The organism is Micromonospora sp. DT68, assembly GCF_049847245.1.
GTDB lineage: Bacteria > Actinomycetota > Actinomycetes > Mycobacteriales > Micromonosporaceae > Micromonospora > Micromonospora profundi.
Genome location: NZ_JBNCNZ010000001.1, coordinates 412,612 through 431,474, shown reverse-complemented (window position 1 = coordinate 431,474; position 18,863 = coordinate 412,612). Strand labels below are relative to the sequence as shown.

The 18,863-nt window shown below is 72.0% G+C and carries 13 protein-coding genes; 6 read left to right on the top strand and 7 right to left on the bottom strand.

Features of this window, described 5'->3' with window-relative positions; all coding sequences use genetic code 11:
• Positions 1-32 precede the first annotated feature (32 nt).
• Positions 33-674: an FtsB family cell division protein gene (locus ACPXB1_RS02100; RefSeq protein ID WP_425734768.1), complete on the bottom strand. Its 642-nt coding sequence runs from the start codon at positions 672-674 to the stop codon at positions 33-35.
• A gap of 33 nt (positions 675-707) precedes the next feature.
• Entirely contained in the window at positions 708-1,991 is a 1,284-nt protein-coding gene (gene eno, locus ACPXB1_RS02095) for a phosphopyruvate hydratase (RefSeq protein ID WP_053655345.1), read from the bottom strand.
• 213 nt (positions 1,992-2,204) lie between these two features.
• Between eno and ACPXB1_RS02090 the strand changes: the two genes are divergently transcribed.
• Both ACPXB1_RS02090 and ACPXB1_RS02085 read left to right on the top strand, forming a co-directional pair.
• A complete protein-coding gene (locus ACPXB1_RS02090; RefSeq protein ID WP_355596845.1) occupies positions 2,205-2,897 on the top strand; it encodes a hypothetical protein in 693 nt (230 codons plus the stop codon).
• Positions 2,894-3,751 (top strand): NAD(+) diphosphatase, encoded by an 858-nt coding sequence (locus ACPXB1_RS02085; protein ID WP_355629387.1) that lies wholly within the window; start codon positions 2,894-2,896, stop codon positions 3,749-3,751. Before ACPXB1_RS02090 ends, ACPXB1_RS02085 begins: the two co-directional genes overlap by 4 nt.
• A 25-nt stretch (positions 3,752-3,776) precedes the next feature.
• Here ACPXB1_RS02085 and ACPXB1_RS02080 read toward each other — a convergent pair whose 3' ends face one another.
• The 4 genes from ACPXB1_RS02080 to mfd form a co-directional block, all read right to left on the bottom strand.
• Positions 3,777-5,396: a DUF885 domain-containing protein gene (locus tag ACPXB1_RS02080; protein ID WP_425734714.1), complete on the bottom strand. Its 1,620-nt coding sequence runs from the start codon at positions 5,394-5,396 to the stop codon at positions 3,777-3,779.
• Between the two features lie 84 nt (positions 5,397-5,480).
• Positions 5,481-6,455 (bottom strand): nucleoside triphosphate pyrophosphohydrolase, encoded by a 975-nt coding sequence (locus ACPXB1_RS02075; protein WP_355596839.1) that lies wholly within the window; start codon positions 6,453-6,455, stop codon positions 5,481-5,483.
• A 2-nt stretch (positions 6,456-6,457) separates the two neighbouring features.
• Positions 6,458-7,234 carry a hypothetical protein gene (locus tag ACPXB1_RS02070; protein WP_355596837.1) on the bottom strand — a complete coding sequence of 259 codons (777 nt, stop codon included), beginning with the start codon at positions 7,232-7,234 and terminating at the stop codon, positions 6,458-6,460.
• Positions 7,235-7,432: 198 nt separating this feature from the next.
• The gene (gene mfd / locus ACPXB1_RS02065; protein ID WP_355596835.1) at positions 7,433-11,056 is read right to left on the bottom strand and encodes a transcription-repair coupling factor; all 3,624 of its coding nucleotides are present in this window, start codon (positions 11,054-11,056) and stop codon (positions 7,433-7,435) included.
• Between the two features lie 517 nt (positions 11,057-11,573).
• Between mfd and ACPXB1_RS02060 the strand changes: the two genes are divergently transcribed.
• Both ACPXB1_RS02060 and ACPXB1_RS02055 read left to right on the top strand, forming a co-directional pair.
• On the top strand, positions 11,574-12,485 hold the full coding sequence (locus tag ACPXB1_RS02060; protein WP_355629390.1) for a cyclase family protein: 912 nt from the start codon (positions 11,574-11,576) through the stop codon (positions 12,483-12,485).
• 141 nt (positions 12,486-12,626) lie between these two features.
• Entirely contained in the window at positions 12,627-13,532 is a 906-nt protein-coding gene (locus tag ACPXB1_RS02055) for a helix-turn-helix domain-containing protein (RefSeq protein WP_355629393.1), read from the top strand.
• A gap of 257 nt (positions 13,533-13,789) precedes the next feature.
• Here ACPXB1_RS02055 and ACPXB1_RS02050 read toward each other — a convergent pair whose 3' ends face one another.
• Positions 13,790-14,830 carry a S66 family peptidase gene (locus tag ACPXB1_RS02050; protein ID WP_355629396.1) on the bottom strand — a complete coding sequence of 347 codons (1,041 nt, stop codon included), beginning with the start codon at positions 14,828-14,830 and terminating at the stop codon, positions 13,790-13,792.
• A gap of 143 nt (positions 14,831-14,973) precedes the next feature.
• Here ACPXB1_RS02050 and ACPXB1_RS02045 point away from each other — a divergent pair, with 143 nt between their 5' ends.
• Both ACPXB1_RS02045 and ppc read left to right on the top strand, forming a co-directional pair.
• Positions 14,974-15,636 (top strand): hypothetical protein, encoded by a 663-nt coding sequence (locus tag ACPXB1_RS02045; protein ID WP_355596827.1) that lies wholly within the window; start codon positions 14,974-14,976, stop codon positions 15,634-15,636.
• A 406-nt stretch (positions 15,637-16,042) separates the two neighbouring features.
• Positions 16,043-18,829, top strand: coding sequence for a phosphoenolpyruvate carboxylase (ppc, locus tag ACPXB1_RS02040; RefSeq protein ID WP_355596825.1), 2,787 nt, complete (start codon positions 16,043-16,045; stop codon positions 18,827-18,829).
• The last annotated feature ends 34 nt before the right edge of the window (positions 18,830-18,863 follow it).

The following is an 18,863-nucleotide window of genomic DNA, read 5'->3' as shown; positions in this document are numbered from 1 at the left end:
TGCCCATCTCTCCTGGTGTGCTGGTCGGTGGATCACTTTCCCGGTTGCTGGCTGTCCGCAGCCCGCACGCTCGACCAGAGCGTGTCGTACCAGGTCGTTGGGCCGGCCGGTGTGGCCGGGCCGTCGGACTTCCCGGCGTCGCGGGCGGCGCCCTCCGGGTCGTGCAGCACCACCATCATCTTCTCGCCCGGTTCGCCCATGAAGAACCGTTCCCGGGCCTGCGTCTTGATGTACTCGTCGTCCTTCCACTTCGCCGCCTCGGCGGCGAGCTTCGCGATCTCCTCCTCCTGCGCCGCCTGCACGGCCTCCATCCGTTCGATGTCGGCCTGCTGGTCCAGGTAGACCTGAACCGGATAGGTGTACGCGAGAGCGAGCGCGATGAGCACCGCGAACAGCACTGTGGCCCGGCCGGTGAAGCGACGGGGGTGGGGTGCGGAGAGGCGCTTGACGGAACCACCGGAGGCGGTACGTCGGGCAGCGGCCGGACGGTTGGCGGAACGCCCGCCCTCAGCACCCCGGGCGGCGCTCGGTGCCCGGCCGGCAGCGCCACGCGGCTCGGCGCGTACGCCCGCGTCCCGGACCGACCCACGGGTGGCCCGGCCACCGCCCGGCCGGCCGGACTGACCCGGCCGGCGGGCGGGACGCTGACCACCCGGTGTGCGGCGCTGCTGCATCGTCACACCCCTCCCCCGAGGCTTCTACGCGTCTCAGGCCGAACGGTAGCGCGGGAAGGCGCCGGCACCGGCGTAGCGCGCCGCGTCGCCCAGCTCCTCCTCGATCCGGAGCAGCTGGTTGTACTTGGCGACCCGGTCCGAGCGGGCCGGCGCACCCGTCTTGATCTGGCCGCAGCCGGTGGCCACCGCCAGGTCGGCGATTGTGGTGTCCTCGGTCTCGCCGGAACGGTGGCTCATCATGCACTTGAAGCCGGCGCGGTGCGCCAGGTCCACAGCGTCCAGGGTCTCGGTCAGCGAGCCGATCTGGTTGACCTTCACCAGCACGGCGTTCGCCGCCTTCTCCGCGATGCCGCGGGCGATGCGCAGCGGGTTGGTCACGAACAGGTCGTCACCGACGATCTGCACCCGGTCACCGATCGACGCGGTGAGCGTCTGCCAGCCGGTCCAGTCGTCCTCGGCCAGCGGGTCCTCGATCGACACGATCGGGTACTCGTCGGCCAGCTTGGTGTAGTAGGTGCTCATGTCCTCGGCGGACTTGCCGGCACCCTCGAAGGTGTAGGTGCCGTTGTCGAAGAACTCGGTCGCCGCCACGTCGAGGGCGAACACGATGTCGGTGCCGAGCCGGTAGCCGGCCTTCTCGACAGCCTCGGCGATCAGATCCAGGGCCGCCGCGTTGGTCGGCAGGTTCGGCGCGAAGCCGCCCTCGTCGCCGAGCCCGGTCGACAGGCCCTTCTTCTTCAGCACCGACTTCAGCGCGTGGTAGACCTCCGCGCCGGAGCGCAGCGCCTCACGGAAGGTGGGCGCGCCGATCGGCGCGATCATGAACTCCTGGATGTCGACGTTGGAGTCGGCGTGCGCGCCACCGTTGAGGATGTTCATCATCGGCACCGGCAGCAGGTGCGCGTTCGGGCCACCCAGGTAGCGGAAGAGGCTCAGCTCGGCGCTGCCGGCGGCGGCCTTCGCGACCGCGAGGGAGACGCCGAGGATGGCGTTCGCGCCCAGCTCCGACTTGCTGTCGGTGCCGTCGATGTCGAGCATCTTCTGGTCGATCAGCCGCTGCTCGCTGGCCTCGTACCCGATGATCTGGTCGACGATCTTGTCCTCGACGTTGGAGACCGCCTTCTCCACGCCCTTGCCCTGGTAGCGGCCGGCGTCACCGTCGCGCAGCTCGATCGCCTCGAAGGCGCCGGTGGAGGCGCCGGAGGGCACGGCGGCGCGGGCCACGGTGCCGTCGTCCAGGCCGACCTCGACCTCGACCGTGGGGTTGCCCCGCGAGTCGAGAATCTCCCGGGCGACGATTCCCTCGATGGTTGCCACTGAGTCGCTCCTCGTTGTTGATATCCGGTCCGTGGGTGGGCCGCGACGGTGCGGCTGAGGCAGGTGTTGAACGCAGCGTATCGGGCGGCGGGAACGGGCACGGCGTCGCCCGCGCACCCGACTCGGCCCGCACTGACGGACATTCCCGTATTTCCGGGCCTCAACCGGCAACGAGTTTGCGCTGCGCCGACCCGATCGACCAGGCTGGTCGCCATGCCCGCCGCCTCGACCACCCTCCGCATGCTCGCCGTGTCGGTCATCGCGTCGCTCACGGTCACCGGCTGTCAGACATTCGAGGACGCCGGACGCGCCATGGGCCGCTCCGATCTCGTCAACGACCTCGCCGCCCGACTCGACCGGGCGCTGGAGTTGACCTACTCGGCCGACTACCAGCTTCCCGGCGGCCAGGCCGCCGGGATCGTGCAGGCGCAGGACCCGGCGCGCTCCGCGTACATCTATCCGGGTGGGCGGCTCACCGTCACACCGGAAGCGGTCACCCGCTGCACGGAGACCGGCGGCCGCATGGCGTGCACGCTCGTCACACCTCCCACCCCCGGCACCAAGCCCACAGTGGCGCTCTTCGCCGAGGCCAACCAGCAGGGCCTGGTCACCCCTCCCGTGGTGATCGGCATGCTGACCGCCGCCGCGCTCGACCCGGAAGCGGTGATCAAGCAGAGCGACACCACCATCGCCGGCCGCCACGCCGCCTGCGTCGAGGTGCAGCGCGCCGACGGCAACTTCACCGCCTGCGTGACCACCGAGGGCGTGCTGGGCAGCTTCAACGGCCCGGTCGACGGCAAGCCCACGGAGTTGGCGCTGAGCCGCTACAGCGAGACGGTGCAGAAGGACGCGTTCGACCCGCCGCCCGGCGCCGGCGTGGTGGACCGCCGACCGGGCGGCTCGTGACCGTCCAGCCCTCCGCCTCTGGGCAGCGCGCCGGTTTCCTGCCGGGAGTCGACCCCGACCGCCTGCCGGCACCCACCGACCTCGCCCTGCCGGTGCTCGGGGCGAAGTTGCTGACCACCGCCCACGGGGCGGTGGCAAGGGTCGGCGACCTGCCCGCCGACACCTCGTGGACGCCCGTGGGCACCCTCGACGGGGTGCCTGCGTGGACAACCGATCTCACAAACGCCGACGCCTTCCCCGGTCGGGCGCGACGCTGGGCGTCACTCGCCGCCGAGGTGCCCGAACCCCTCGCCACGCTTGCCGGCCGGGCGCTGGCGGTGACCACCTGGCGGCGTACCCACCGATGGTGCGGCGCCTGCCGGGCCGAGTTGACCGACCAGCCCGGCGAGACCTCCCGGCGCTGCCCCGACTGCGGCCTGTACGTGCCGATGCAACTCTCGGTCGCGGTGCTGACCGCCATCACCCGCCCCGGCCGGGCGGGCCATCCCGACGAGCTGTTGCTGGTACGGCACGCCACCGGGCCGACCGAGCTGTGGGCTCTGGTCGCCGGCTTCGTCGAGGCCGGCGAGACACTGGAGGCGGCGGTGCGCCGGGAGGTCGGCGAGGAGGTCGGCCTGACCGTCGAGGAGTTGGCCTACCACGGCAGCCAGCCGTGGGCGATCTCCGGCCCCGGGGTGCTGCTCGCCGGTTTCACAGCCCGTGCCGCCGACCCGTACGCCGAGCCGGTGGCCGACGGTCGGGAGCTGACCGAGGCCCGCTGGTTCGGCCTGGATGCGCTGCCGGCGGAGCTGCCTCCGGCGTACTCGATCTCGCGCTGGCTCATCGACGCGACGGTGACCGCCGGGCGGCGGTGACCGCCGCCGGCAGGCGGCGGTCAGGTCAGACGCCGAGCAGGGTACGCAGGTGGCGCGGCGGCGGGCAGCCGTGGCCGAGCATCGCGTCGTGCCATTCGCGCGCTGAGACCCCTTCGGGGCGGGCGGCGGCGATCTCGGCCACCTCGCTGTAGCCCACGAAGTAGGTGGACAGCTGCGTCGAGGTGAGCAGCACCCGACGCCACTTGCCGGCCGCCTCGCCCTCCTCCTGGAAGCCGCGCCCGGTCATCAACGCCATCGCCTCGGCCTCGGGCAGGTCCTCGGCGTGCACCAACTGGTCGAGCAACGCGTTGATGGTCATCCGCAGCTGCATCTTGAGCTGCTGCAACCGCACCGGCACGCCGCCGTAGCCGAGGCCCGCCATCAGCTCCTCCGCGTACACCGCCCAGCCCTCGATGAACGGGCCGGACTGGGCCAGCGCCCGGACCCGGGTGGCACCGACGTAACGGCGGGCGTGGGCGAGCTGGAGGAAGTGCCCCGGCATCGCCTCGTGCACCGTCAGGTTGCGGATCATGTGGTCGTTGTATTCGCGGTAGAACGATTCGACCCGCTGCGCCGGCCATGCCGACGGGGTTGGCGCGATGCAGTAGAACGTGGGCACGGCAGCGGTTTCCAGCTGGCCTGGCGAGTCGCAGTACGCCACGGCGACGCCCCGCGCGAACTCCGGCATCTCCTGAATCACGCACCTGTCGTCGACAAGTGTGACCAGGTCGTGCATGCGGACGAAGTCGGAGGCCTCGTCCAGGGTCACCCCGGCCAGTTCGACGATCGTCGCGTCGTCGGGGTGCTCGGCGGCGAGCACGTCGAGTGCCCGGCGTACCGCCGCGTCGTCGGCCGGACCACCGACCAGCTCGACGGCCGCCTCGCGGATCTCCTCGGTGACCCGGTCCAGATTGGCCCAGGCGCGGCGCTGGATCTCGGCGGCGCCCAACTCGGTGTCGAGGGTGTGCCAGAGTCGCGCCTCCCAGCGGCGGCGGCCCAGCCGGGGATCGCGCCCCGGGCCAGCGTCGGCGGCCAGGCCGGTGCGCAGCCACGCCACGAACTCTTCCAGGGCCGCGATCGCCGCAGTGGCCGCCGGCTCGACCCGGTCGAGGGCGCCCGGCGCCTGGGCGAGCAGCGGCGGCAGCTCGTCGCGGATCAGCGCGGCCGTGCCGGCGAACTGCCCGACCGCCGTCTCGGCGTGGACCCGCGGCATGTCCCGCAGCGTCGCGCGGGCGGTCGCGAGCGCATCGGGTACGGCGGCGAGCCGGCCGGCCATCTGCGTCAACCGCACCTCGACCGGCGCGTACGGGCGGGCCAGCAGCGCGTGCAGCAGCGGGCCGGGGTTGTGGCGCAGTGGATCCCACTCGTGCGACCGGATCTCGGTCAGCTCGAAAAGTTCCCGATCCACGAATGAGGTGAGCAGCGCGTGATCCACCTGCTCGTCGGTGTCGAGCGCGTCGGGGTCCAACTCGGACAGCGCGTTGGCCGCGTCGGAGAGCATCGCCCGGTCGGCGGCCAACGCGTCGGCGGACAGATCGGGTAGCCGGTCGTCGAACCGGTGATCCCCCGCAGCGGTGGCGACACCCGGTCGCGTCTCCAGCAGAGCCTCAACGACCCGCTCCGCCAAAACCCCAAACTCTTCCACCAACCCACAGTACCGACCCCCACCCCCGCACCTCGTTGATCAACGCCGAGGCGGGTGGCGGTTCATCACCAACGTGCGGTGGGATCAGGGCGTCGGTTCGGATGCGCGGATGGCATCGGCCGTGGCGAGGGTCGTGTGGCGTAGGGCCTTCTCGGGGTCCAGGTCCGCCTCGCGGGCCGCGGCGACAGCGGCCAGGAGGCTGGCACCCAGGCGGGTTTCCTCGTCCGGCTGGGCGGCCGGTGGCGGAAGCACGACGGGCAGGCCGGCGCGGGCGGCGCGGTCCAGGATCTGGGTGGCCAGGGCGAGGGCGGGCTGGCTCAGCGCGATGCCGTCCAGCACCGAGTCACGCGCCTTCTCGACCTTCTTGATCCGTTCCCAGTTCTCGGTGATCTCCTCAAGCGTGCCGGCCTCCACGCCGGCGAAGACGTGCGGATTGCGCCTGATCATCTTGTCGACCAGGCCACCGGCCACATCGTCGATGGTCCACCGCTCGCCCTCGGGCAACTCCTCCGCGAGCCGGGCGTGCAGCACCACCTGGAGCAGCACGTCGCCCAACTCCTCGCGCAGCGCGTCGGTGTCGTCGGCGATTATCGCGTCGTACGCCTCGTAGCTCTCCTCCAGCAGATAACCCGCGAGGCTGCGGTGCGTCTGCGCCCGCTTCCACGGGTCACCGCCCGGCGATGCCAGCCGGTCCAGCACGGCCACCGCGTCGAGCAGCCGCGCGCCCGGCGGATCCCACGAGCCGTACATCAGCTCCATCTCGGCCAGCCCCGGCTCCCGCGCCAGCCGCATGCCCAGCTCCCGGGCCAGCGCCTCATCGCCCGCAGGACCGGCCAGCCAGACCACAGTGCCGTGCGCCGCCACCGCGTCAAGCAGCGGCTGCGTCGCCGGACCGTCCACCACAGTGACGTCGGCGCCCGCCTGACGCACCGCCGTCACCGACTCGCTCTCCGCGCCGGTCAACACCGGGTGCCGGCGTACGACGTCCCAGGCGGCGGCGGTGAGCAGACCGGCCGGCAGCCGTGGCGATGTGACAAGCAGGACGATCCGTGCCGTCATGCTCAGCTGGCCGTGCCCTCGCCATGCGAGTGCGAGTCCGGGTTCGCGTTCGACGGGTCCGTCGTCGGGGTGGAGACATCAGTGACCGCGCCGGAATCCGGCTCGCCCAGGGGAACGCTCACCGCGGCCACGTCGCCGGAGAAGCTGAGCAGCGGGAACTCCAGCGGACGGTACCGGGGGCTGATCGTCACGTCGTACCGCTCGACCGCCTCGGCCAGGACCCGCTTGGTCCCCAGCGCACCGCGCAGCTGCTCGCCGTCGAGCTGACGGGCGGCGTCCTCATCGGACACCTCGGGCGGGATGTTGCCTCCCCCGCGGCCGGCGGCGATCACGTCGGCCATCTCCTGCTCGGTCGGCTCGACGGGCTCGGCCGGCAACCCGGACAGGCAGGTGAAGAGCTTGGCCATCTCCCGCACGTACCCGGTGTCGGGGGTGAGGCCGAGCTGCTGGGCGGCCTGGTCGGCCGAGACCTGGCTGCGCGGCTGGTAGCCCTCCTCGGCGGAGACCTTCTCGCACACGTTCGTCAGCACCAACACCCGGACCACGTCCGCCAACTCGGGCAGCTGCGGCCCCGGCGCCGCCGGCTGGCCGCTGGCATCCGGCGCCGCGGTCGGCGTCGGGTTCTTCGTCCGCAGGTCGTTCATCGCGGCGGTGACCTCGCTGTCGGTGATGCGCTGGTCACCGATGTAGGCGGCGGTACCCGGCTCAGCACGGCAACCGGAGAGGGCGACGAGGCCCAGCGAGACACTGGCGACGGCGACAAGACGGCGAGCACGCATGGCTGCCACTCTCTCACGCCGTCACCGGGTGTTGTGACACCCCCCACCTCCGTCCGCCCGCCGGCCAGGGCAAGTGTCGGAGCGACACCAGCCCTGGCCGGCAGGAGACCACAGGGTCAGGCGGTCGCGGGCCGGTGGTCGCGGGCCGGCCGGACGGTCGCGGCCCGGCCGGACGCCGCCCGGTCAGACACGGCCCGGTCAGGCGGGCGCGGCCACGGCCGGGGCGCCCAACACGTCGGAGAGCAACTGGGCACACCATTCGAGCAGCGCCTGGTCGCGCAGCGGCTCGCCCCCGATCCGGCGGGTGCTCGGCCGGGGCACGCTCACCTGGTCGGTGGCCTGCTTGTAGACCGCGTCCGGGTGGTAGCGCTTGAGCCGCAACTGCTTCGAGTCAGGCAGCGGCAGCGGACCGAACCGGACGTGCTTGCCCTGCATCGACACGTCGGTCAGGCCGTACCGGCGGGCCAGCAGGCGGAACCGGGCCACCGCCACCAGGTTCTGCACCGGGGCGGGCGGCTCGCCGTACCGGTCGGTCATCTCGGCCACGACCTCGCGCAGACGCTCCTCGTCGCGGGCCTCGGCGAGCTTGCGGTACATCTCCAGGCGCAGCCGCTCGACGCTCACGTAGTCGTGCGGCAGGTGCGCGTCGACCGGCAGGTCGATCTTGACGTCGACCTCATCCTCCGGCCGCTCACCCTTGAACGCGGAGACCGCCTCGCCGACCATCCGCACGTACAGGTCGAAGCCCACGCCCTCGATGTGGCCGGACTGCTCACCGCCGAGCAGGTTGCCGGCGCCCCGGATCTCCAGGTCCTTCATCGCCACGTACATGCCTGCGCCCAGCTCGGTGTGCTGGGCGATGGTGGCCAGCCGCTCGTGGGCGTGCTCGGTGAGCGGCTTCTCCGGCGGATAGAGGAAGTACGCGTACGCCCGCTCGCGACCCCGGCCCACCCGGCCACGGATCTGGTGCAGCTGGGCCAGGCCGAGCAGGTCGGCCCGCTCCACGATCAGGGTGTTGGCGTTCGGGATGTCGATGCCGGACTCCACGATCGTCGTGCAGACCAGGACGTCGAACTCCTTCTCCCAGAAGCCGACCATCACCTTCTCCAGGGCGTCCTCGCCCATCTGGCCGTGCGCCACCGCGACCCGCGCCTCAGGCACCAGCTCCCGCAGCCGGCGTGCCGCCCGGTCGATCGACTCGACCCTGTTGTGCAGGTAGAAGACCTGCCCGTCGCGCAGCAGCTCGCGGTGGATGGACGCGGCGACCTGCCGGTCGTCCTGCGCGCCGACGAATGTGAGCACCGGGTGCCGCTCCTCCGGCGGGGTGGCGATGGTGGACATCTCCCGGATGCCCGTGATCGCCATCTCCAGGGTCCGCGGGATCGGGGTGGCCGACATGCTCAGCACGTCCACCGAGGCACGCAGGGTCTTCAGGTGCTCCTTGTGCTCGACACCGAACCGCTGCTCCTCGTCGACGATCACCAGACCGAGCTGCTTGAACCGGGTGGCGGTCTGCAACAGCCGGTGGGTGCCGATGACGATGTCGACGGTGCCGTCGGCGACCATCTCCAGCGTCCGTTCGGTCTCCTTCGCGGTCTGGAACCGGGACAGCTGCCGGATCTGCACCGGGAACTGGTTCATCCGCTCCGCGAACGTGTTGTAGTGCTGCTGCACCAGCAACGTCGTCGGCACGAGCACCGCCACCTGCTTGCCGTCCTGCACCGCCTTGAACGCCGCCCGTACCGCGATCTCGGTCTTTCCGTAGCCGACGTCGCCACAGATCAGCCGGTCCATCGGGACGGTCTGCTCCATGTCCCGCTTGACCTCGTCGATCGCGGCAAGCTGGTCGGGCGTCTCCTGCCAGGGGAACGCGTCCTCCAACTCCCGCTGCCAGGGGGTGTCCGGCCCGAACGAGTGCCCCTTGGACGCCTTGCGGGCCGCGTACAGCTGGATGAGCTGCGCGGCGATCTCCCGGACCGCCTTGCGGGCCCGCGCCTTGGACTTCTGCCAGTCCGAGCCGCCCATCTTGTGCAGGGTCGGCTGCTCACCGCCCACGTAGCGGGACAGCTGGTCGAGCTGGTCGGTGGGGACGAACAGCCGGTCACCGGGCTGGCCCCGCTTGCTGGCCGCGTACTCGATGACAAGGTATTCCCGGCTGGCGCCGTTGACGGTGCGCTGCACCAGCTCGACGTACCGGCCGATGCCGTGCTGCTCGTGCACCACGAAGTCGCCGGCCTTGAGCTCCAGCGGGTCGATGGTGTTGCGCCGCCGGCTCGGCATCTTGCGCATGTCCCGCGTCGAGGTGCCCCGACCGCCTGTGACGTCGTTGCCGGTGAGCAGCACGAACCGGGACGCCTCGTCGACGAACCCGCTGCCCAGCGCGCCGCAGGTGACGATCAGCTCGCCGGGCGCGGGAGCGGTCGGCACCTCCTCGGTCAGGCGGGCGCCAAGCCCTGCGTCGCGCAGCACCTCCACCGCCCGCTGGGCAGGGCCGTGCCCCTCGAAGACAAGCGCTACGGACCAGCCCTCACCGGCCCAGCGCTTGATGTCGTCGACCACCCGGGCGGTCTCGCCGTGGTAGAGCGGGGCCGGCTGGGCGGCGAGGGTCACCGCGATGGCGTCGTCCGGCGTGACGCTTGCCTGCTCGGGCGCGTCCTCCCAGGGCTGACGCGTCTCGGCCGTCTCGGCCTCCACCAGGCCGAACGGGGACAGCGTCCACCACGGCTGGCGGAGCCTGCCGGCTGTCGCGCGGACCTCGGCGAGGGTGCGGAAAGCAGCGGCGCCGACGTCCACCGGGGCTTGGCCGCCGACAGCGGCCGCGGCCCAGCTGGCCTGGAGAAATTCCTCCGAGGTACGCACCAGATCGTGCGCCCGGGTGCGGATCCGCTCCGGGTCGCACAGCAGGACGTGGGTGCCGGCCGGCATCGCGTCCAGCAGCAACTCCAGCGAGTCGGGGCCGACAAGCACCGGGGCCAGCGACTCCATCCCCTCCACCGGGATGCCCTCGGCCAGCTTGTCGAGGATCTCGGCCAGCTCGGGGTGTTCCTGCGCGAGCGCGGCGGCCCTGTCGCGCACCGCCGGGGTGAGCAGAAGCTCGCGGCAGGGCGGTGCCCAGAGCAGCGGGACCTGCTCGATGGTCCGCTGGTCGGCGACGGCGAAGGTACGGATCTCCTCCACCTCGTCGCCCCAGAACTCGACACGCGACGGGTGCTCGTCGGTGGGCGGGAACACGTCGAGGATGCCGCCGCGCACCGCGTACTCACCGCGCTTGGTGACGAGGTCGACCCGGGCGTACGCCATGTCGGTCAACCGGCGGGCGACAGCCTCCAGGTCGGCCTCCTCGCCCGCGGCGAGCTGCACCGGCTCCAGGTCACCGAGCCCCTTGAGCTGCGGTTGCAGCAGCGAGCGGACCGGGGCGACGACCACCCGCAGTGGGCCGGTCCTGCCGTGCGCGTCGGCCGACCCGGGGTGCGCCAACCGGCGCAGCACAGCCAGGCGTCGACCCACCGTGTCCGAACGTGGGGAGAGCCGCTCGTGCGGCAGCGTCTCCCAGGAGGGGAAGACCACCACCTGGTCGGCCGGCAGCAACCCGCCCAGCGCGGCGGCCAGGTCGTCGGCCTCGCGGGTGGTGGCGGTCACCGCCAGCACGGGTCGGCCGGCACCCTCGTTGTCGGCGGCGACCGCCGCGACGGCGAACGGACGCAACGCGGCGGGAGCGGTGATGTCGAGGCCGTCGACCTGGGCGGCACCGGAGCGCGCCAGGTCACGCGCCCGGGCCAGCCCGGGGTCGGCCAGGGCGGCGGAGAACAGACCGGTGAGCAAGGGAATCCTTCCAGGGGGGTCGACGCACACGACGGCTGCCCCTCGTCCGGTCGGACGGGGGGTGCACGACGACAAGCCTATCCCCGCGCACCGACAGACGACCCATTCCGCCCATGCCCAAGCCGCACGCGCCGCGCCCCGCGCCCCGCCCCGCATCTCGCCCCCGCCCCCGCACGCCGCGCACTGCAACCCGCGCCCCGCGCCGCGACCCGCGCCCCGCCCCTGCGCCCCGCGCCCGCGCCCGCGCCCCGCGCCCGCGCCCCGCGCCCCGCGCCCTGCAAGATCCGCACAACTACAGGGAAGGTGTGGGCTCAGGTCGCGTGGAGGCAACAGTTTCAGTGAAGTTGCACGGATCTTGCGGCCGCCGCCGTCTCCGGGCTCCAGTCCGCGGGTGTCGCCGACGGCGCCGGGCACCCCCGCAGGGCAGCGCGGAAAACGCGCGTACCGCCAGCTATCGCGCGTACCGCCAGCTATGAGGATCTTGACTGTTCGTCTTCGGGCATGGTCGGGTTTGGGGATGGGTGAGCAGTGGCGGGCGCAGTTCGACGCGGAGGTGAGCTTCGCCAACGGTGGCGGGCTGCGGACCGAGGGGTTCCGGCTCGACATCCCGGGTCGGGAGATCACCGACGAGGAGCTGGCCGCGCTCTTCGTACGTCACCTCGGGCTGTTGATGGTCGCCGAGGTGCGGATCAGCGCGAAGACGATCATCGAGGAGCGGCACAAGGGCGGGCGGGGCGTCGCCGGTGAGCCCCGCACCGGGCGTCGGCTCGTCGAGCTGAGCCATGTGATCAGCGATGGGATGACCACCCTGCCCGGCTGGCCGGCGCCCCGGATCGACGACTGGCTGACCTTCGAGGCGTCCCGGGCGAACTACGCGTCGGGCACCGAGTTCCACGTGTCCCGGATCGACATGATCGCCAACACCGGTACGTACCTGGATACCCCCGCCCACCGTTGGGCCGGCGGCGACGACCTGACCGGGGTCTCGCTGGACCGGCTCGCCGACCTGCCCGGCGTGGTCGTCCGGGTGCCGGCGGGGACCCGTGCGGTGGACCGGCTGATGCTGGCGCCGTACGAGGTGACCGGGCGCGCGGTGCTGCTGCACACCGGGTGGGGTGAGCACTTCGGCACCGAGCGGTACAGCGCGCCGGAGGCGCCCTACCTGACCGGGGACGCCGCGCAGGCGCTTGCCGACGCCGGCGCCGCCCTGGTCGGCATCGATTCGATCAACATCGACGACATGAGCCCGCAGGCCGGGGGCGTACGTCCCGCGCACAGCACACTGCTCGCCCACGGCATCCCGATCGTGGAGCACCTGACCGGCCTGGACGCGCTGCCGCCGAGCGGGTTCCGGTTCACAGCGGCCCCACCGATGGTGCGCGGCATGGGCACCTTTCCGGTCCGCGCCTTCGCCGCCGTCGACGCCTGACGTCGCCCGCACCCCGGTCGGTCGGCCCCGGAGCAGTGCCGACCGACGCCCGGCGCGTAGCGGGGTGGACGGGGGATCGACGAGTCGACGACCATCGGTACGAATGGCCGCTGACGAGCACGTCGCGAGCAAGGAGGAACGATGCCCGCCGAGGGAGTCGGCAGTGATCCGCGTCGGCGCACCACGCCCGCACGGTGGCGCGTGCTGGGGCACCCGGACGGGATATTGATCTACCAGGTGCGGTGCATCGTGGAGAACCACGGATGGACGGAGCCCGCCGTGGAGGACCGCCACAAGATCCTCCTGGGCCGCTCCGGGGCGTACCGTCGCCGGCTCAACGGCCGGGTCGGGCTCTCCGACGCCACCTCCGTGATCCTCACCCGACCGGGCGACGAGATGGCGGTGGCGCACCCGTTCGGCTGCGGCGACTCGTACACCTGCTTGGAGATCGATCCGGCGGCGCTCGCGGACCGGCCGGACGCGGAGCACTGGATGGACCGCAGCGGCTGGGCCGGGACGTCGGACGCCCCGCTGGACCTGGCGCACCGGCTGTTGGTGGCCGAGTTCCGGCGCGGGCTGGACGGCTTCGAGATGGCCGAGCGGTTGCACCGGTTCCTGGCTCGCCTGCTGAACTACAGCCCGCTCGGCACCGGCGACGTGGGCGGCGATGTCGATCGGGCCGTACGCCGGAGGCCGGCGACGCTCGCCGCGCACCGCCGGCTGGCCGACCGCGCCCGGGAGGTACTGGCGAACTCCGGCTTCACGCTCGGCCTGGACGAGGTCGCCCGGGAGGTCGGCAGCTCTCCACACCACCTCAGCCGGGTGTTCCAGCGGATGACGGGCAGCAGCCTGACGGCCTACCGCAACCGGCTGCGGGTGCGGGAACTGCTGGACACCCTCGCCGAGTCCGACGGCCGTCCACTCGGCGCGCTCGCCGCCGAGTACGGCTTCGCCGACCAAGCGCACCTGACCCGGGTGGTCCGGGAGCAGGTGGGTCACCCACCGGCCCGGCTGCGCCGGCTGCTCACCGCGTCGGACGCGGCCTGACCGCTGCCGCCCCCACGGCGATGGAGGTGCCGCACGGGGAGCGCGCGGCACCTCCTCGAGCGCCAGGGGGGCGCCACGGGGCCCGGTGGGGCGTCGGGCCTCCCCGAAAAGGTCCGCATGCCCCGCTCCGGTGCTGCACTGGTTGGCAACTCCCGGACCCACGCGAACAATCCTCGCCGTGGGCGTTCCCAGCGTCTTGAAGAAATTTGCTCGTCTCGGACGGCCTCCCCACGACGGGTGAGCGCGGGCGGGGCGGGTCAGTAACGCACCGCGATGCGGCGGGCCCGCGCGTCGACGCGGATCTCTCCGCCGTACGGGACGATCAACTGTGGGTCGGTGTGACCGAGGTCGACGTCGAAGACCACCACCGCCTCCGGGTTGTACGGCGCGAGCGCGCGGGTGATCGCCTCCCGCTGGGCCTCGCCCCACGCCACCCGTTCCGGCACCGACAGCGGTTTGTCGAAATCCCACGCCTTGGGCCGACCGACAACGACCGCCGGGAAGCTGGCGAGCAGCCCGCGCTCCCCCATGTTCCGTACGATCCGGAACACCTCCTGCGCGGTGGGCAGCTCGTTGGAGGTCTCGACGACCAGCACGGAACCGGCCAGCTCGTCGGCGGTCGGCACCCGGTCGGCGGCCATCAGCCAGTGCAGAGTCTCCAGACAGCCGCCCCAGGTACGCCCGCGCACCTCCCGCTGCGGGCCCTGCCAGCGCCAGCCCTCGCCGGCGAGCATCTCCGGCTCGTACGCCAACGAGCCGGGGTCGGTCCACGGGTTGGGCCGGTCACCCCACTCGGGCGCGGGCGACAACTCGTACCAGCCGGAGGTGAACAGGGCGGCCCGCAGCGAGTCGAAGGTCAGTGGGTGCGGCGAACCGGGCCGGCCGAGGTGCACCAGGACCGACCCGCCGTGGTACGCGACGATGCCCAGCCGATACAGGTGGTTGAGCACGTTCGTGTTGTCGGAGTACCCGAAGTAGGGCTTCGGATTGGCCCGCAGCACGTCGTCGTCTAGGTACGGGGTGACCGTGATCAGGTCGTCCCCGCCGACGGTGGCGAGCACAGCGGTGATTGTCGGGTCGGCGAAGGCGGCGGTCAGGTCGCGGGCCCGCTCGCGCGGCTCGGCCCCGCTCGCCCGGGTGGTCGGATACTCCACCGGCTCCAGGTGGAACTCCTCGCGCAGCCGGCGCAGCCCCAACTCGTACACGTGCGGGAAGAGGGCCGGCAGACCGGCGGAGGGTGAGACGACCGCGACCCGGTCGCCCGGTCGCGGCTTCGGGGGGTAGCTCGGCAGCACCATGAACAGAAGCTAGCCGGGCCGTCGAACGGGTTTCGGCGACTGAGCGCACGGCCGAGGTTGGCCCGCAAACCGGCTCGACTTGTGCGCTGGTGTACGCCTTATAGGCTGAGCGCCGCCGAAGTGGATCGAGAAGCGGAGCGCCCGTGACCACCCCGACCGGACATCCCTCCCAGCCCTTCTACGCTGGCCCGCCGTTCCACCACCCGCACGGCGGATACCCGGCACCTTCCGCGCCGGTGGCCAAGCGCATCCCGGAGAACGAGCCCTTCGTCGTACGCCCCAACGTCGCGAAGCGGGGCCTGCTGGCCGCGGGGATCGTGCTCATCCTGGTCCTCCCGGTCGCCTTCCTCGCCGGCCTCGGCATCCTGAGCTCGGCGGACCCGGAGGTGCGCTCCGCGGCCGTCCTCGGCATCCTCGGCGTGCTTGTGTGCCTGCTGGCCCTGATCGCCCTGCCGCTGGGGATCCAGCTGTGGCTGATCGGCTCAGGCGGACCGGTGCTGGCACTCAACCCGGCCGGGCTCTGGATCCGTACCCGGCCCACCAGGGGCCAGGCGATCTGGCTGCCCTGGGAGGGCGTCGCGCAGATCTCCCGCCGCCGGTGGAGCCTGGAAAAGATGGTGGTGGTCACGCCCCGTGACTCCCGGGCGCTCCAGAACGTCGGGATCTTCACGCGATTGGACAGCGCCGCATTGAACACCTTCTACGGCTCGGGCCTGGCCGCCACGCTCAACTTCGCGGACCGGCAGGAGGCCGAGATCATGGGGGCGATCGTCCACTACAGCGCGGGCCGCTGCCCGATCACCTGATCAACAGGGCACGACACCGGGCACCGGGAAACGACCGACACGGACACGGGGCCGCCCTAGGCTGACGGCGTGCACCGGGAGCCGCGTGACAGGCCGTCACGCTCCGTTCGGTGGCCCAACGCCCGCCATCTCGTCGGGGACGGGGCGGCCGGACCGTCGCCACGCCCACCATCTGGACTCCGCACGGCGTGCCGGGTGTGGTCAGCGCCACGTTGTTCCGTTCCGCCCACCACCTGGAGTCCACCCCCACCAGCGCGGAAACGCGTCCTGCCGGCAGAAATGCCCGGTGGTGCCCGTGCACGTGTCGAACGTGTCGGGAAGGGCACTCTCCTTACCGCCGGGGGACGCGGATACCATCCAGGAAGTCGGACAGCGCTGTCCTTCGTACCAACGTAAGGAGCGCATCGTGACCGACCAGCACGACCACGACGGCCCGGACGCCGCGCTGCGCGCCGACATCCGCAGGCTCGGCACCCTGCTCGGGCAGACCCTGGCACGCCAGGAGGGCCGCCCGCTGCTCGACCTCGTCGAGGAGATCCGCGCCCAGGTACGCACCGACGCGCCAGCGGCCGCCCAGCGGCTCGGCGGGCTGGACGTGACCACCGGCACCAAGCTGGCCCGCGCCTTCTCCACCTACTTCCATCTGGCCAACATCACCGAGCAGGTGCACCGTGGCCGGGACCTGCGGCGTCGTCGCGCCGTGCAGGGCGGCTGGCTGGACCAGGCGGCCAAGATGATCGCCGAGCGGGGGGTGCCGGCCGAGGAGATCGCCGCCGCGGCCCGCCGGCTTGCGGTCCGGCCGGTATTCACCGCCCACCCGACCGAGGCGGCCCGCCGCTCGATCCTGTCCAAGCTGCGCGCCATCGCCGACGAGCTGGACACGGAGACCGCAAACGCCATCCTGTACGGCGCCAGCGACGAGGGCCCCGCCAACCGCCGGCTCGCCGAACTGCTGGACCTGATGTGGCAGACCGACGAGCTGCGGCTGGACCGCCCCGACCCGACCGACGAGGCCCGCAACGCCATCTACTACCTGCGTGACCTGTACGCCGAGGCCGCCCCGCAGGTGCTCGACGACCTGGCCGACACGCTGCGCACACTCGGTGTGGAGACGTCGCCGACGGCCCGCCCGCTGAGCTTCGGCACGTGGATCGGCGGCGACCGGGACGGCAACCCGTTCGTCACCCCGGCGGTCACCCGCGAGGTGCTGACCATCCAGCACGAGCACGGCATCGCGGCCACCGAGAAGGCTATGGACCACCTCATCAACGAGGTCTCGGTCTCCCGCCGGCTGCGCGGGGTGTCACTGGACCTCTCCGCGAGCCTCGCCGCCGACCTGGACGCGCTGCCCGAGGTGGCACCCCGCTTCCGCAGGGTCAACGCCGAGGAGCCGTACCGGCTCAAGGCGCGCTGCGTGAAGGCGAAGCTCGCCAACACCCGGCAGCGGCTGCGTCAGGGCACCGCGCACGTGCCGGGCCGGGACTACCGGGGCTCCGCCGAGTTGATCGCCGACCTGGACCTGCTGCGCGCCTCACTGGCCCGCAACTCCGGGCAGCTCACTGCCGTCGGCCGGCTCGCCTCCACCATCCGTACGGTTTCCGCGTTCGGCCTGCACCTCGCGACGATGGACGTCCGTGAGCACGCCGAGGCGCACCACGCGGTGCTCGCCCAGCTGTACGAGGCCATCGGCGAGGTCACCGACTATCCGGCCCTGAGCCGGCTGGAGCGCACCAAGCTGCTCGCCGACGAGCTGACCGGCCGCCGGCCCCTGTCCACGGTCGACACCCCCCTCTCCGAGTCGGCCCGCAAGACGTTCGACGTGTTCAGCACAATCCGTGAAGCGCAGGACCGCTTCGGCGGCGAGGTGATCGAGTCGTACATCATCTCGATGACGATGGGCGTGGACGACGTGCTGGCGGCTGTCGTGCTGGCCCGCGAGGCCGGGCTTGTGGACGTGCACAGCGGGCGGGCACGGATCGGGTTCGTGCCGCTGCTGGAGACCCCGACCGAACTGAACGCCGGCGGTGAACTGCTCGACCAACTGCTGTCCCTGCCTGCGTACCGGGCGCTTGTCGCGGCCCGGGACGACGTGCAGGAGGTAATGCTCGGCTACTCCGACTCCAACAAGGAAGCCGGGATCACCACCAGCCAGTGGTCGATCCACCGGGCGCAGCGCGCGCTGCGCGACGTGGCAGCCCGGCACGGGGTGCACCTGCGACTGTTCCACGGCCGTGGCGGCACTGTGGGGCGCGGCGGCGGGCCGACGCACGAGGCGATCCTCGCCCAGCCGTACGGCACGCTGGACGGCGCGATCAAGGTGACCGAGCAGGGCGAGGTCATCTCCGACAAGTACAGCCTGCCGTCGCTGGCCCGGGAGAACCTGGAACTCACCCTCGCCGCGGTGCTCCAGGCGACGCTGCTGCACACCGCTCCCCGACAACCGGCCGAGATGCTTGAGCGCTGGGACGCCACGATGGACGTGGTCTCCGAGTCTGCCTACCGGTCCTACCGGTCGCTCGTCGAAGACCCGGACCTGCCCGCGTACTTCTGGGCGTCCACCCCCACGGAGCTGCTCGGCGCGCTGAACATCGGCTCCCGGCCGGCCAAGCGCCCCAACACCGGCGCCGGGCTGTCCGGATTGCGGGCCATCCCGTGGGTGTTCGGCTGGACGCAGACCCGGCAGATCGTGCCGGGCTGGTTCGGCGTCGGCTCGGGACTGGCCGCCGCGCGCGAGGCCGGGCTGGCGGACGTACTGGCCGAGATGCACCGCAACTGGCACTTCTTCCGGACGTTCCTGTCGAACGTCGAGATGATGCTGACCAAGACCGACCTGAGCATCGCCCGCCGGTACGTCGAGACGCTGGTGCCGAAGAAGCTGCACCCGATCTTCGAACAGATCGAGCAGGAGTACGAGCTGACAAAGCGGGAGGTCCTCGCCGTGACCGCCGCACCGGCCCTGCTTGACAACTCGCCGGTGTTGCAGCGCACCCTGGCCGTTCGGGACACCTACCTGGAGCCGCTGCACCACCTTCAGGTGGCACTGCTGCGGCAGTACCGCGATTCCGGTGCGGCCGGACGGGCGGTGGCCACCGCACCGGGCGGCCGGCGCGCGCCAAGCGACGGCACAGCCCTGGAGCGGGCACTACTCACAACGGTAAACGGCATCGCGGCCGGCATGCGCAACACAGGCTGACCCGGCCCCTCGCCCCGCCCCAACCGACTCAGTC

Coding starts and splice junctions, on each gene's coding strand:
- ACPXB1_RS02100 (WP_425734768.1), bottom strand. CDS start 674: ATGCAGCAGCGCCGCACACCGGGTGGTCAGCGTCCCGCCCGCCGGCCG.
- ACPXB1_RS02090 (WP_355596845.1), top strand. CDS start 2,205: ATGCCCGCCGCCTCGACCACCCTCCGCATGCTCGCCGTGTCGGTCATC.
- ACPXB1_RS02075 (WP_355596839.1), bottom strand. CDS start 6,455: ATGACGGCACGGATCGTCCTGCTTGTCACATCGCCACGGCTGCCGGCC.
- ACPXB1_RS02070 (WP_355596837.1), bottom strand. CDS start 7,234: ATGCGTGCTCGCCGTCTTGTCGCCGTCGCCAGTGTCTCGCTGGGCCTC.
- ACPXB1_RS02060 (WP_355629390.1), top strand. CDS start 11,574: ATGGGTGAGCAGTGGCGGGCGCAGTTCGACGCGGAGGTGAGCTTCGCC.
- ACPXB1_RS02055 (WP_355629393.1), top strand. CDS start 12,627: ATGCCCGCCGAGGGAGTCGGCAGTGATCCGCGTCGGCGCACCACGCCC.
- ACPXB1_RS02050 (WP_355629396.1), bottom strand. CDS start 14,830: ATGGTGCTGCCGAGCTACCCCCCGAAGCCGCGACCGGGCGACCGGGTC.